Source organism: Gordonia rhizosphera NBRC 16068, from assembly GCF_000298195.1.
Lineage (GTDB): Bacteria > Actinomycetota > Actinomycetes > Mycobacteriales > Mycobacteriaceae > Gordonia > Gordonia rhizosphera.
In genome coordinates this window covers 18050-34253 of sequence record NZ_BAHC01000127.1, presented here as the reverse complement: position 1 = coordinate 34253, position 16204 = coordinate 18050, and the positions used below count along the sequence as shown (strand labels likewise).

The window sequence follows — 16204 nt, the reverse complement described above, 5'->3', positions numbered from 1 at the left end:
TCAGTTGCGTTCCGACTTAGCGTCTGCTCAAGCTAACGTGGTCGAAGCACAAAGGAGCCTTCTTTCTGGGGACGCTAGCTCAGCAAAGACGAGCGCGAACGGAGCGCGGGTCCAAGCACAAGTCGCGTCGGATCGCGTCCATGGTGTGGTCTGGTCTGTAGTTGCATCAATTCCATGGCTGGGGAGTCCATTGAAGTCTGCTCAGGAGATGGCTGACGCGGTCGATGATCTCGCAACGGAGGTACTTGTGCCGTCGACAGAACTGGCTTCTGTGTTTGGTTCTGGTGGAGCAGACACCGAGGGAACCGTCAGACGGTTGAATGCGATGCAGCACTCCCTTGAGGACCTGGCGGTGAGTTCGCGTCAGATCGCTGCGGAGATTGATGCAATCGCACCTAGCTGGTTCGGACCGGTCGCCGATGCACATGCCGAACTGCACTCAAAGGCCAGTCGGGCTGCCGAAATGCTTGGCAATGCTGACATTGCTGCCCGTCTCGTTCCGGACATGGTGGGCATTTCGGGCGGCCGTAGCTATTTCCTCGCAATTCAGACACCTTCTGAAGCGCGGGCCACCGGTGGCCTGCTCGGAGCATTCGCGATCGTTGATGCGCGTAATGGGCGTGTCAGCACACCGACGCTAGGCCAGAATGCAGAGCTGGAAAATCCGCGCGTTCGGCAGGTCAACTTGGGCTCTGAGTTCAACGACCTCTATACTTGGACTCACGCCTACACCGACAACCGCAACAATAATATCAGTCCGAGTTTCCCGGACGCTGCGCGTATCTGGATTGCCAACTGGAAGCACCAGACCGGTCAGCTGCTCGACGGTGCCATCGCTATCGATCCGATCGCGCTGAGTTACGTTCTCGACGTCACTGGGCCCGTGACCCTGCCGGATGGTGAGAAGATCACTGCCGACAATGTAGTACCGATCACCCTGTCCACGTCCTATGAGCGCTTTGCCGGCGACAACGCGGAGCGCAAGGCGTATCTGCAGACTATCGCCAAAGCGACCGTCGAACAGATATCCAACACGACGGCCAGCACCGGCGCGCTGCTGGAGGCGCTCGGTCATGGTGTTTCTGATCGTCGGATCATGATCTACAGCACCCGACCCGAGGAGCAAGAACTCCTCGAGAGCACCGACCTCGGTCACCAGCTACCCGACAGCATGGCGTCGTTGGCTGATGTCACAATCGGCAACGTTGCCGGCAACAAGATCGATTACTACCTGAAACGTGAAATCAGCTACGCCGCTGACGCATGCACGGGAGAAACACGAGGTAGCACGGTGACGGTTAAGCTGACCAACACCCTGACCGACCTGTCGCTCCCGAAGTACGTGATCGGTTCGATGGGTGCCCCCAGCGCAGACCTGCCACTCGGCACGAACTTCGCGAACGTGCAGTTCACTCTGACCAAAGGTGCAAACGTGCTGGACCTTACCGTCAACGGTGGCCCGGAGTTCTATTGGGAGGGATCGTTGCAAGGGCATCCGGTTGCGGTGACCCAAGTTCGCATACCCGCTGGAAAAAGCGTCGAGGTAAAACTCAGACTCAACGAACCTACATCGGCGCACGGCGATGTGCAGGTGCCGATTCAACCGCTCGTCGACACACCCACGGTCAACGTGGACGTGCCGACCTGCGGGGACGAGAAGTGAGTTCTTTTGATGAGTGTGCAATCGGAGGCTGAGGGATCTCGATACGCTTCGGGCTCGGTGCGCTCGCACGACGCTACTCGATCGGCGGGTGATGACGCTTTGGGCTCGCTGCGCTCGCGCGAAGCTACTCGATCGACGGGTGGCGACGCTTTGGGCAGGCTGCGCTCGCGCGAAGCTACTCGATCGACGGTGTTTCCCCTCAACGCGGCCCAGCGCTCCCTGTTGAACACCCAGGTCGCCCTGCCGGGACTACCGCTCAACATTGCGCAATACACCGAGCTGGTCGGGCCTGTCGACATCCCGATCTTCCTCAACGTGGTCGGCAACTACGTAGGTGACCTGCGGGCCTTTCAGGTGGAGTTCGCTCGGATCAACAACGAGGTTGTCGGGGTCTACCGGCCGGAACTGTCGAATGCCCCCGACTACGTCGACCTTCGCGGAGAACCCAACCCGGACGCGCGTGCCCACGAACTGATGGTCGACGACTACTCGTCGCCACGTGATCCCCTCACCGACCGACTCACCGTCGGGTACCTCTTCCACGTCGCCGACGAGCGGTTCCTGTTCTACATCCGCACCCACCACCTCACCGCGGATGGGGTGTCGGCGAAGGGTGGAATCGTCGGTGCCCTCGATGCGTATACCGTGGCCATCGCGGGCCAGGAGGTTGAGCCGCCGACACTGACGCCGTTCGAGGCGTCGGCCGATGCGGACCGGGACTACCGCAACTCGAGCCGTTTCGGTACAGACCGGGACCACTGGCGCGCCGCGCTGGCGGGTATGCCGATCCCTGCCTCGCTGGCCCACCGCTCGGGGCCTCCTGCAGCGGTCGCCCGATCGGAGTCCGCGTGTATCCCCGAGCCCACCCTTCTCGCGCTGAATACAGCGGCCAGGCAGGCGTCAACAACCGTGCCCGCCCTGGTGGCCACCGCATTTGCGGTGTACATGTCTCGTGTCACGGCCAGCGACGACGTCATCATCAACCTTCCCGTCGCCGCCCGCACCACCGCAGCGCTCCGTCGAACCTCGCTGCCGGTGTCCAACGTGGTGCCCTTGCGTACCCGTGTCGGGCCGACGGTTACGGTCGCTGAGGCGTTGCGCAGCACCCAGTCGGCGATGATGGGTGCACTGCGGCACCAGCGCTACCGGTATGAAGACATCCGCTCGGACCTGGCCGCCTCCGACAGCTCCGCACTCGGTACGAGCCAGTTGGGGTATCGGGGCCTCGCCGGCCCGATGCTCAACATCATGCTGTTCGACCGCGAATTCCGTTGCGGTGACGCCACCGCCACCTTTCACGTGCTCACCACCAGCCCCGTCGACGATCTCTCCGTCAATATCTATCCGTCCGCCGGCAGCGGTGATCCCGGACTCGTCGTCGATATCGAGGCCAACCCCAACCGCTACGATGGCGCAGAAGTGGCCGAGCACCACCGCCAACTCCTGGCGATGCTGCATACCTACGCCGACGCGCTGCTCACGAGGCCGGACAGCGTCGTCGACGAACTTCCGCTGGTTGTGCCGCAGCCGCCGCTGCCGACCGTGGCCGCCGTGCCGCGGACGCTCGTGGAGTTCCTGGATGATGCGGTTGCCCAGCACCCGGACTCTGCAGCCCTTGACGGGGCCGCAACGGGTCACGACATCCGGTTGACCTTCCGCGAACTCGACTTGCGAGCAAGCGAACTCGCGGACCGGCTCGGTGGGCTTGGTGCCCAGCCGGGCACTGTGGTGGCCATCATGGTGGGTCGCGGGGCCGATCAGATGTTCGCGTGGTGGGCCGTCGCCCGCACCGGCGCCACCATTCTGTTGATCGATCCCACCCAACCCCAGGCGCGGATCGACCGCATTCTCGCGGCGGCCGATCCCGTGGTCACGGTGGCCCGCGATGTTGCCGGCGTCAGTGGCGGGCGCACGGTGCTGACGCTCGAGGAGTTGTCCCGACTCGAGCCGACGGCGTTTGATCACGCACGACCCCACCTCGACGAACCTGCCTACCTCGTCTTCACCTCAGGCACCACCGGCGAACCCAAGGGCATCCCCGTCCCGCATCGAGGACTCAGCACCCTCGTCGAGGCGCTGCGTGAACCGTTCGGCGGCAACGACTCCGGGGGGCGACTGATCGGCCTCGCCTCGCCGATGTTCGACGCGGTCCATACCGAACTCCTCGCCAGTGTGACCCTCGGGTTGTGTATGGTGCCCGCGCCCGGCCCGACCCCGCACCTCGGTGACGTCCTCGCCGCTTCCGACATCACTCACATGATGGCGACGCCGTCGATCCTCGCGACGATCCCGACGGATCAACTGCCCGAGCGGGTCATCTCTACGGGGGAGGCACTACCCTCGGCGCTCGCCGCACGACTGACCGCGACGCACTCGGCCTACAATCTGTACGGTCCCGCCGAGTTCACCTTGTACGCGGTGACCGCGACCCTCGTGCCGGGCACTTCGTCGGAGCGTCAGGTCCCGATCGGACTCCCGAATCCCGGCGCCACCGTTTTGGTGCTCGATCACCGGTTGCGGCCCGTTCCGTCCGGCGTGATCGGTGAGCTCTATCTGGCCGGTCCCCAGATCGCGCTCGGCTACCTCGGTCAGACCGCAAGTACCGCAGACCATTTCGTCGCCAACCCTTGGGGCAATGGTGCCAGGATGTACCGCACCGGTGACCTGGGACGCATCGATGCCGCCGACGGATCGCTTCACTACCACGGCCGCAATGACCACCAGTTCTCCATCCGCGGTGTCCGCGTCGAACCAGCCGAGATCGAACGGGCCGGCGCTGACATCGCCGGGGTGGTCGAGGCGGTGGCGGTGCTCACCGACACGGAATTCGGCAAGGTGATCGACCTCGGGGTCACAGTCGCGGACGGTGGCGACCGCGCGTCGATCCCGCACGCCATCCGACGTCACCTCACCATGGCCCTGCCGCCGGTCATGTGGCCGCGGCGCATCGTCGTCCTCGATGCCATGCCGCTCGGCGGGACCGGGAAACTCGATCGCACCGCTGCGCGGACCGCGATCGAGAACGCACCCGACGAGCCAGCCGTGTATGTTGCGCCGCAGGACGATCTGCAACAAGCGGTTGCGGACGTGGTGAGCGACATCCTTGACGTCCGGAACCCGTCCATGACCGCCGGGTTGCTAGAGCTGGGCGCGACGTCGCTGTCGTTGCTGCACATCGCCGCTCAGCTGGGTGCCCGCGAGCACGTCGAAATCCGGCTCAATGACCTCGGCGTCGCGGCCACCCTCGCGGAGATCGCCGACGTGGTGCGCTTGGCCCGGCATCTCGCGCCGGCACAGGACATCCTGCACCGGGCCACCTTCCGGCCCACCCGCGCCCAGCGGGAGATCTGGCTGCTCAATCGCGTTGAACCCGCCTCGCCTGTCTACCATTTGCCGGTCCGGCTCACGATCGCTCCTGGCATCACCGCCGACACCGTGCGTTTGGCACTCCTTGACGTTGCAGTCAGGCACGAGGCCCTGCACACGGTGTTCCCCGCGGATGCCGAAGGCGAGCCCGTCGGACGTGTTCTCCCCGTCGAGCAGGTGACCTCCAGTCCGCCGATCAGCCTGGCCCGGCTCGACGAGGCTGGCGTTCGGGCCGCGGTGACCGCGCCGTTCGACCTCACGACTGCACCGCCGTGGCGGGCGGTTCTCGACGAGACCCTTCGAGACGCTCGCAAGCTCGCTCCTCAGGGATCAGGGGGTGCTCGCAAGCTCGCTCCTCAGGGATCAGGGGATGCTCGCAAGCTCGCTCCTCAGGGATCGGGGGGCATGACCATGGTGCTGGTCGGCCACCACGTGGCGCTGGACGCATGGTCGGTGCCGATCCTGCTCGCCGACTTCGCGACCGCGGTGCGGGCTCGCCGCGCCGGCGTCGAGCCACGATGGTCACATTCTGCGGCCCCGTTCTCGGGAGCGGTTGCCGACGACCCAGATCGGTTTGGGGGAGGGGAGTATTGGGCCGAGATTCTCGACGACGCACCTGAGCATCTCGCCCTGCCCGAACCCGCGATTCCAGGGACAACCGGACTGACCGCAGGACAGGCCGCCTACCTCGACCGCAGCATCGGCGCCGAGGTGACCCGGGCCGCGACTCAACGCGCCGGTAGCCTGGGCGTCACCCTGCATAGCGTGCTGCACGTCGCTCTCGCCGCTACGCTGGCGCAGTTCACGGGATCCGACGACACCGTCATCGCCGTTCCAATCGCCGGACGCGCCACCACCGATGCACTTGCCCAGGTGGGCATGTTCGTCCAGACCGTCCCGCTGCGGTCGACCGGCGTGCTTGATCAGACCGTCGCCGACGCGGTCGTTTCATCGACGACCGCGCTTGCCGACGCTGTCCGGCACGGTGAATCGGCACCTGCCACACTGCCCGACGTCATCCTCGCTTACACCCCCGACCGCACCGCGATCGCATCCGGGGACCCCATCGTGGCAAGTGAGCCGTTGCGGACCGGAGTCGCCCGCACCTCCCTCGAGTTCACGGTGACAGATGACGGCGCCGACGGCCTGCAGGTCGGCCTGACCGTCGCGGAATATCGCGTGGATATCCTCGGTGCGGCAAAGATTCTCGACGCCTTTGTCGAGACAATCGGGAATCTGGCCCGCGCCGAGAAGACCTGTGTTGTCGGCGACCGTCTGCCCGCAGTCGAGGCACCTGCTCCGTCGCCCCGGCGAACACAGTCCATCGATCCGATTCGCGCGCTCCTCGAACGGGCCGCCGCATGTCCGGACTCGGCGGCGGTGCTCGACGGGGACACGCGAATCACGTACGGCGAGTTGGTTGTCCGGTCTCGTCAGGTAGCCGACGAGCTGAGGGCTCAGGGCGTGCGGTACGGCGACCGCGTCGCGTTGATGATGGGCCGCAGCGCCGACACCGTCGTCGCGATGGTCAGTGTGCTGCTGGCCGAGGCCGCCTATGTGCCGATCGACCCGACCTACCCGCAGACGCGTATTGACACGCTGCTCGCCGACACCTCAGCCGCCGCGATCATCCTCGATGATCTCGTCGTCACCGTCGGTCCCGGTCTGGGCATGGGAGGCGGCCCGGTGCCCGGCGGCGCCTACGTGATCCACACCTCCGGTTCCACCGGTACGCCGAAGGGAGTGGTGATCACCCGCGACAACCTCGCCGCGATGCTTGGTGCGGGCCTGGATGTCGTCGCGGCGGGAAAGACCGACGTCTGGAGTTGGGCGCACTCCTATGCCTTCGACTTCTCGGTGTGGGAGATCTTCGGCGCGTTGGCGTCCGGTGGCGCCATCGCGGTCCTCGACCAAGCGACCGTCCGAGACCCCGCGGCGTTCGTCGCGGCGGCGGATGCACACGGCGTCACGATCCTCTCGCAGACCCCGACGTCCTTCAGTCGGTTCATCGACCCGCTCGTCCGCCGGCACATCCGCGGGGATGAATCGGCTGTGGCGGCCACGTCGCTGCGTTGCGTCGTCTTTGGCGGCGAGGCGCTGGACCCTGCGTCGCTGCGTTCCTGGGCCCACCAGAACCCCGGCGTGCGACTGATCAACATGTACGGGATCACCGAGACCACTGTGCATCTCACCTGGAGTGACGTCGACGTCGATGACGAACGCAGCATCATCGGCGTCCCACTCGACGGCATCGGCCTGCACGTGCTCGACGACCGCGGCCAGCCGGTACCGGTCGGCGGGCGTGGCGAACTGTGGGTGTCCGGGTCGCAGGTGTCGTCGGGCTACCTGCGCTCGCCGGAGCTGACTGCGGAACGCTTCGTCTCTCAACCGGATGGCACTCGCCGCTACCGGACCGGCGACATCGTGCGACGTATCGGTTCCGATCAGCTCGCCTACCTCGGGCGCGCGGACGACCAGGTGCAGATCCGCGGTCACCGCGTCGATCCGGCCGAGGTCGCGGCTGCGTTGCACGATATCGACGGGGTGAGCGACGTGCGGGTGGTCGTCGAGTCGGGTGCGCGGCGTGGGGACGAACGGCTGGTTGCGTTCGTCTTAGCGGGTGATGAGATGGTCGGGGAGACGCAACTGCTCGGTGAGTGTGCGTCGCGGCTGCCCGCGTATGCGGTGCCTTCGCGGGTTGGTGTGGTGACGCGGTGGCCCATGACCGATACCGGGAAGCTGGATCGCAGGGAGCTGTTGGCAGGGTTGTCGGCTGAGAGTGTGGTGTCGCGGCCGTTGTCCTCGGCCGAAGAGGTGGTGGCGACCGCGGTGCGGGCGGTCGTCGGTTCCGAGGTGCCGCTGACGCCCGAGACGAATTTCTTTGCCGTTGGTGGTAACTCGTTGTCGGCGGCGCGGCTCGCGGCCCGGCTCGGAGAGCACGGTGTCACGGTGGCGGGCGTGTTCGAGTATCCGACCGTGGAGGGGCTCGCCGCGCTGTTGGACGACATTCCGGCAGCCCGTGAAGGGCTGCCGTCACTGAGTGTGTGGCGGGCGGAGTCTGAGTGGCTCGCGCTGACACCCGAGCAGCAAGATCTGTGGCTGCGCTGGCGGGCGGACCCGGAGTTCACCGGCTATCTGCTCCCTGCAGCGATCCCGGTGCCGCCGGGTACTTCTATGCGGGATGCGGTTTCTGCGGTGGCCGGCCGGCACCAGGCGCTGCGGACGTCGTTCCCGCTTCATGACGGGCTGCCGTATCAACGGCTGTGGTCCCACGAGGAGGTCTCGTCGGTTCTGTCCCGGACAGGGCTCGATGAGGTCGACGTCGTGGGAGACCTTGGTGCGGCGCTTGGGGATCTGGCGACGCCGATCGACCTGGCAGCGGATCTGCCGTGGCGGATGCGTCTGGTCCAGACGGCCGATGATGCGCGGTGGCTGCTCGTCGTCGCGCATCACATCGCGATCGATGGCGAGTCTTTGGAGATTCTGCGGGCAGACTTCGCGGCGGTGCTCGCCGGTGCATCGGCTGAGGAGGGCGGCTCGAGGATCGATTACCGGCAGTATTCGCTGTGGCGCAACGCGATGCTCGAACGGCGTCGCGCGGAGTTGGCGGTATATTGGGCCGGTGTGTTCGCAAAACCGGTTGCGCCGTTGAGTCTTCCGGAGATGGACTTGCGGGCTCGCGGCACTGGACGGGTGAATCGGGTCGACGTAGCGCTGTCCAAGGCAGACACCGCGGGGCTCGACGCGCTTGCGGTGGATGCACGGTCGACGCCGTTCATCATCGTCCATGCGGTGCTGGCCGCCGTGCTGGCGCGGCAGGCAGGCGCGGAATCGGTCGTCGTCGGGGCGGCGCAGTCCGGTCGGCTCGATGCGCGGCTCGCCGGTGTTGCGGGGCTGTTCGCGCGGGCGGTCCCGCTGCGCAACGACATCGACCTCGAGCTCCCGTTCCGGGATCTGCTCTCGCAGATCACCACCGCCGATGTCGGCGCCTTCGCGCACGCCGACCTGCCGCTGGCCGAGATCGCCGCTCTCGCCGACCCCGGCCGGATCGGTGCCGGACGATCGCTCTTTGAGGTGGCGCTCGGCGAGGTTCAGGAGTCGGTGGGCCTCGGGCAACAGCTGGTGCCGCCGCCACGTCCGCTGTTCGGGCTCGATGTTTCCGTGTTCCGTTCGGGTGGACGTCTGCATCTGGCGGCGAGTTGCGTCGACGACGTGGCCGGTGCCGAGCGGCTTGCCGGGTTGGTAGCTGCCGTGGAGGCATTGCTGGTGGCCGTTGTCGAGGCGCCGGAGCAGCCGACCGTGGCGCATCTGGTGTCCTCGGTGGAGTCGGGTGTCGAGACTGCTGGAGTTGAGACGCTGTATGAGCTTCTGGCTTCGGGTTTGACCCGGTTTGTGGGCCAACCGGCGGTTGTCGACGTCGCCCACCGGTTCCCGGGCTTCGATGCTGCGCTGAGTGGTGCCGACGTCGATCAGCTGTCGACCATGCTCGCGCGGCGCATTATCGGCGCGGGTGCGGGCCCTGGAGACGTTGTTGCGCTGCATCTTCCGCGGTCGGTTTTCGGGGTTGTCGGGACCCTGGCGGTCGCCAAGAGCGGCGCGGCGTTCGTCAACGTAGACCCCGCAGACCCGGTGGAACGGCGGCGGACAGTGTTGGCGAGCGCGCGGCCGACGGTGGTGTTGACCCTGTCCGCGGATTTGGTGCCGGTTTCGGCGGGGGCCGCGGTAGTCGAGGTGGATCATCAGCCACTCGGTTCGGAGGCTTACGGGGTCGGGGTCTTCGATGTTGCCGAGCGTGTGCGCCCGCTGTCCGTCGACGACGTCGCCTACCTGGCCTTCACCTCGGGGAGCACTGGAACCCCGAAGGGCGTCGAGGTCACCCACCGCGGGTTGCGGGGGTGGGCGCGGGAGACTGCGCGGCGACTCAGACTAGGCCTCGGGGATCGGGCGATGCACACTTACGCCACCGGATTCGACGCACACCTGATGGGATTGGTGCCGGTGTGGGTGGCAGGCAGCACCATCGTCGTGTGCCCGCCCGCGGTGCTGGCCGGTGACGAGTTGCGACAGTCCGTGGTCGACAGTGATGTCGACGTGCTGCTGACCACGCCCTCGGTGCTCGGCACCCTTCGTGTTGGTGAGGTTCCTGCGGTGCGGCGTGTCGTCATCGGTGGGGAGGCACCCGGGCCCGGACTCGTCCCCGAGTGGGCGTCGTCGGCTGCGGTCACCAACGAATACGGTCCCACCGAGGCGACGGTTGCCTGTTCGAGCGCAGAACTTCGGGCTGACGATGTTGTTGGTGTCGGAACAGCGCTGCCAGGTGTGGAAATGCTTGTGCTGGATGCCAAGTTGCGGCCGGTGGCGGACTACACGGTCGGGGAGTTGTACCTGGCCGGGGCCGGGCTGGCACGCGGATATCGGGATGCTCCGGGCGTGACTTCATCGGCGTTCGTTGCCCATCCCTCCCGTTCCGGTGTGCGGATGTATCGCACTGGCGACATCGTGCACCGTCGGTCGGACGGGTCGCTCGTGATCCATGGACGCATTGATGACCAGCTCAAGGTGCGCGGTGTCCGGGTGGAACCTGGGGAGATCGACGGCGCGTTGTCGAGGGTGGCGGGGGTTGTTGCGTCGGTGACCGGGTTGCGGCGTACCCCGGCGGGCGAGAACGTGCTGGTGTCGTGGGTGGTCGTTGCTGATTCCGCTCCGTCCTCGGAAGAGATTCGGGTAGGACTCGCGGACCTGTTGCCGCGCAGTCTGATCCCGGCATCGATCGTCGTCGTCGAGGGTCTGCCGATCGGGCCGAACGGCAAGGTCCACTTTGCTTCTCTGCCTGACCCGTTGGCCTTGCCGCCCGCAGGTGGCGGTGCCTTGGGGACTGAGACGGAACGTCTGGTCGCCGATGTCTGGGCCGATGTGCTAGACGTGCCCATGGGCGCCATCGGCGCGGATACCGACTTCTTCGCGCTCGGCGGCACGTCGCTGTCAGCAACACGGGCCGTGGCGCGGCTGTCGGAGCAGACGGGCCGCGACGTGCCGCTGCGGGTGATGTTCGAAGCGCGGTCGGTGCGCGGTGTTGCCTCCTTTGTCGACTCCGTTCCCAGCGGCGTGGCCGGCCCTGTGCCGCAGCATCTGCCGGTGCCGGATAGGCTTCCTCTGTCGTATGCGCAGCGCCGCATGTGGATTCATCATCGGTACGACCCGTCGTCGACCGCGTATCACATTCCGGTGGTGCTGCGTATCGTCGGGGCGCTCGACGTCGACCGGCTGCGACGGGCCGTCGACGCGGTGGTCGCCGCGCACGACAGCCTGCAGATGACCTACCCTGACACCGAAGCCGGGCCGGTGCAGCGGGAGGCCTCGAGGTTGCCGGGGTTGGCCATCCGGCCGGATTGCTCGGAGGCCGCTGTTGCTGAGTTCGCTGCGGCGCCGTTTGAACTGACCATTGAGACTGGCTTCCGCGCAGCGCTGTTCGGTGCCGGTGATGAGCGAGTGCTGGCGCTGGTGTTCCATCACGTCGCCGTTGACGGGTGGTCGATGCGGGTTCTGCTCCAGGATCTGGTGTCTGCCTATCGCGGCGATGATTTGCCTACTGACGAGCTGACCTATGCCGACTTCACCCAGTGGCAGATCGCACGTCTCGGGGACCCCGACGATCCGTCGAGCCGCTACATGAACGACGTCGGATACTGGACCCGGGTGCTGGGGGGCGTGGGCGAGCCGCTGCGGTTGCCCGGGCGGCGTGAACGTGTGGCTCCGGGTGATCGTGGGGGTCGAGTTGCGCGGCACGTCGATGCGGATGTGGCCGCTTCGGTGGCGCAGGCGGCGGAGTCGGCATCGTCGACCGTGCTGCAGGTCGTGCATGCGGCTCTCGCCTCAGTACTGGGCCAGTGGGCGGGGCAGTTGGATCTCGTTGTTGGGACGCCGGTGTACGGACGCACTGCGTCGCAATGGGAATCGGTGGTCGGGATGTTCGTCAACACCGTCGCGCTGCGGACTCGACTGGACCCAAGGATGTCGATCCGCGAGGCGGTCGCCCACGTGCGCGACGTGTCGCTGGAGGCCGCTGAGCACAGCGACATCCCATACGAGTCAGTCGCGCGTGCAGCGCGGCCGGACGCGCAAGGCGGCGACGACCCACTGATCTCGGTGCTGCTAGTCAACCAGGATGTGCTGGGTTCGGTGAGTGGGCAGTTCTCGATGCACGCACCGGGCGGGGCGGGATCGGTGGTGGTGGAGATCGTCGGCGACTGCGGCGTTGTCGACGCGAAGTATGACGTCGAGGTCGTGTTGTCGGGGTGCGCCGACGGACTGAACATCTCGATGGTGCACTCCGCGTATGTGCCCGCCGATGTTGCCGAGGCGCTGCTCGGGGACGTCGTCGAGTTGCTCACTGCTGCGGCAGCGGGGCTGGATGTGCCGTTCCCGGCGGTTGGCCGGGACGCCGTCGGCGGGAATTCAGGTGCCGTCGGCGAAGCTCTTGTCGGTGTCCTCGGGGATCGGGGTGCTGCCGGTGAGGTCGTGGGTGCTGTCGGCGGGGTGACGGCGGAGCGAGTGGCGGTGGTGATGGCGGATGTGCTCGCGCTGAACCCAGCGTTCGTCACCGTCGATGACGACTTCTTCACGCTCGGCGGAACGTCGCTGTCGGCGACGCGGGTGGCGACCGTCCTCGGGTCATTGCTTGGGGTGCAGGTTCCGGCGAGACTCCTGTTCGACTATCCGATACCGAAACAGCTTGCTCCCGCGCTGTCGGCGTCCGCCGGATCGCAGGCGGAATTGCCGGCGCTGGAGAGCTTCCCCGACGACACCGTCGACCTCCCGCTGGCGCCGACCCAACGGCGGCTCTGGACGCACTCGATGATGTTCCCGCAGGCGGCAACCTACGTGGTGCCCGTGGTGATACCGATCGACGACACGCGCGAACTGGCCGTAAGCGTCGAGGACGTGGAACGCGCCATCGTTGAACTCGTGTCAGCACATCCGGTGTTGCGAACCCGATACGTCGACTCCGTTGGCGGGCCGCGGCAGATTGTCGAGACGGCTACGCCATCGATCATTCGGCTGCCTGGCAGCGAGGCCACATACGCGCGCGCCGCCGATGTGATGGCGACGCCGTTCGACCTCGGCTCCGAGCCGCCGATCAGGTTCATCATCCTGGTAGACGAGTCGAATGCCCCCGTCTCGGTTGCGCTGATCGCCCATCACATCGCGGTCGACGGTGAGTCAGCGGACCTCCTGCGTCGCGACCTTGGCCGACTGCTCGCCGGCGCCGGACCTGTCGCACCCGGGATCGGCTACGCGCAGGCCGTACGATGGCTCGATGCCTCCGCCGGTACACGGCATGACGCCGAGTTGGACTACTGGCGTGAGGCTCTCGCCGGCTACCCCGGTGTGCTCGAACTCGCACCCCGCCGGGCACAACGCAGCACTCTTCGGACAGCGCATCGTCGAATCCGGCTGCCCGAGAGCGCTGTTGAAGGTATTCACGACGCCATGCGCAGGTATCGCGTCACGGAATTCCATGTGCTGCATGCCGCGGTCGCGCTGGCGCTGTCGGCGCAGGCCGGCACCAATGACGTCGTGGTCGCGTCGCCGGTGTCGCTGCGACGCGACCGCCGGCTGGCGGATGTCCCCGGGATGATGGTGTCCACCGTCGCGCTGCGGACACGATTCGACTCTGGTATGTCGGTCGGCGGATTCGTCGAGTCGGTCCGCGCCGCCGACGTGGCGGCGCAAGACCACTCGTTGGTTCCGTTCGATGACGTCGTTGCGGCGCTGGGACTGCCGCGCATCCCCGCCCGGCAACCGCTCGCGCAGGTGTCGTTCGTGGTGGCCGATCCGTTGCCGTCCGATGTTGCCTTCGACGACATCGAGATTCCCTCTTCCGATAGCGAATTCGATCTCCAGATCGCCGCGGCACTGGTCGGCGGCCAATGGTCGTTTGATCTCGTCTACGCGGCTGAGTTGTTCGACGAATCCCTCATCGATCGACTCGGAGAACGTATCTCGCGCGCTGTGGAGATTGTCTCTGATGGGCATGTCTCGCGGGTCTCTGCCATGTCACTGCTGACCGAGGACGAGCGCTGCGCCGTCGAGCGCCTGTCGGCGATGCCGGGAACCGATGCGCCCGAGGAACTCCGACTGAACCTGCCGGGCGACCTCGTATCGGCCGGTGCTCCGCTCCGCGGCGTCGGTCTGCGGATTCTGGACGGACGACTGCAATCGGTCCCGCCCGGGGTCGTCGGTGAGCTGTATGTGCGCGCAACGGCTCTCGCCGTGGGCGTGCCGGGTGATGCCACGGTGACCGCGGCCCGATTCGTGGCCGGCCCGGGCGGAGAACGGTGGTATCGCACCGGCGGTCTCGCGCGCCTCGTCCCTGATGGAGTGGTCTATGTCGGTCGCACGGATCATCAGGTGACGCTGCGAGGACAGCGGTTAGAACTCGGCGAGGTGGACACGATGCTCCGCCGGTCGGGCGCGTTGCAGGCGGCGACGGTCCTGCGGTCAGGGCCTGCCGGGGCGTCGCTGGTGTCCTTTGTGGTGCTCGATGATGCGGTATCGGTGGACGACCTGATGGGAGCATGTCGTCGGGAGCTCGTGCGGCAGCGGGTGCCGGCACGGATCGTCGAGGTCGAGGAGATCCCCTGGACCGCGTCGGGCACCGTCGATGAGGGTCGGCTGCCGGAGGTCGAGTGGTCGTCGCGCCGGCGGCCCGAGACCGAGACGGAGGCCGCGGTGATCGCGGCCTTTCGCGACGTCCTCGGCGTTCGGGTCGGCCTGGACGATGACTTCTTCGCATTGGGCGGCAACTCACTGGCGCTCATCCGGCTGCAACAGGCCGTGCACCGGCGGACCGGTGTGTCGGTGCAGATGGGTGCGATGTTGCTGTCGCCGACCCCCGCCGAGGTGGCGCGGGCAGTGGAGACGGCGGCTCCCGGCGACGGCGACTGGCTCATCGAGCATGTCGTCGAGATGTCGGCGCCGGGCTCCGAGGACCGGCCGCTGCTCTGGTGTATTCACCCGGCGAGCGGGCTAGCGGTCGACTACCGCACGCTCGCCACCGAATTGCCGGATGTCCGCGTGATGGGCGTACAGATGCCCGACCTGCGTGGGCGCGCGGTATCAGTGGGTGACGTGGCCGCGGCCCACGTGGAGGCCATCCGCGCCGGACAGGCTGACGGCCCGCACCGGTTGTGCGGGTGGTCGGCCGGTGGGGTACTCGCGCACGAGATCGCTGGGCAGCTGGAGGCCGCCGGGGAACGTGTGGAGCTGCTGGTGATGCTCGACGCGCGCCGGTCCGAGGAGTTCGCCGACCTCGCTGACGAGGAACTGGCGGATCTCGATGACAATACTGTCGGGGAGTGGCTGGGCGTGGGATCGGCGGAACTGCGCGACATCAGCGGCACGATCGAGGTGCATCGTCGGGCGATCGAGCAGGTTATCGCGTCGTTCCGGCATCATCGAGGCGGTGTGGTGGCAGCCGACCGGGTGGTCTGCTTCGTGGCCGAGGACAATCCAGTGCGTGACGGCTGGGATCGATCGGTAGAGGGTGCAGTGCTGAATGTCGACGTGGCCGCCCGGCACGTCGACTTCGGCCAACCGGAGGTGATGGCGTGGATCGGGCGCCGGTTGAAGGAGATGTGGTGAGCGAGCCGCTCAGAATCCTGTTCGTCTGTACGGGCAACATTTGCCGATCGCCGATGGCGGAGCGGATCTGTGCCGGGATCGCCGCGGCGACGGGAGTGTCCGTCGAGGTGGCCAGCGCGGGCGTGGGTGCGCTGAACGGGCAGCAGATGCATCCGTACGCTGTCGACGTGCTGCGGGAACACCGCTATGACCCCGACGGGTTCGAGTCGCGGTACCTCCGTCCGTCGATGGTGTCGGATGCCGATCTGGTGCTGTGCCTCGCGCGCGAACATCGGGCGAAGGTGCAGCAGGCGGTACCGGTGCGGTGGAAGCGGGCGTTCACGCTGGTCGAGTTCGCGGAGTTGTCGTCAGTAGGCTCGCTTGACGACATCCTGGGTGCGCGCGGCCGCGTCGACACCAACGCAGAATGGCTCGACATCGCCGACCCGATCGGGCATCCGCGGGAGGATTTCGAGCGGGTGTACGCCGAGGTCGAGCCGCAAGTGCAGCGGTTGGTGGAATGGGTGGCTGTCGCAACGACTGACTAGTAGA

At 66.8% G+C, this 16204-nt stretch carries 3 protein-coding genes; all 3 read left to right on the top strand.

Annotated elements, in window-relative coordinates:
- Positions 1–208: 208 nt before the first annotated feature.
- Entirely contained in the window at positions 209–1663 is a 1455-nt protein-coding gene (locus tag GORHZ_RS16230) for a DUF4012 domain-containing protein (RefSeq protein ID WP_245551443.1), read from the top strand.
- Between the two features lie 189 nt (positions 1664–1852).
- A complete protein-coding gene (locus tag GORHZ_RS16225; RefSeq protein ID WP_006334702.1) occupies positions 1853–15673 on the top strand; it encodes a non-ribosomal peptide synthetase in 13821 nt (4606 codons plus the stop codon).
- Positions 15670–16200: an arsenate reductase/protein-tyrosine-phosphatase family protein gene (locus GORHZ_RS16220; RefSeq protein ID WP_006334700.1), complete on the top strand. Its 531-nt coding sequence runs from the start codon at positions 15670–15672 to the stop codon at positions 16198–16200. The genes GORHZ_RS16225 and GORHZ_RS16220 overlap by 4 nt, the downstream gene beginning before the upstream one ends.
- The last annotated feature ends 4 nt before the right edge of the window (positions 16201–16204 follow it).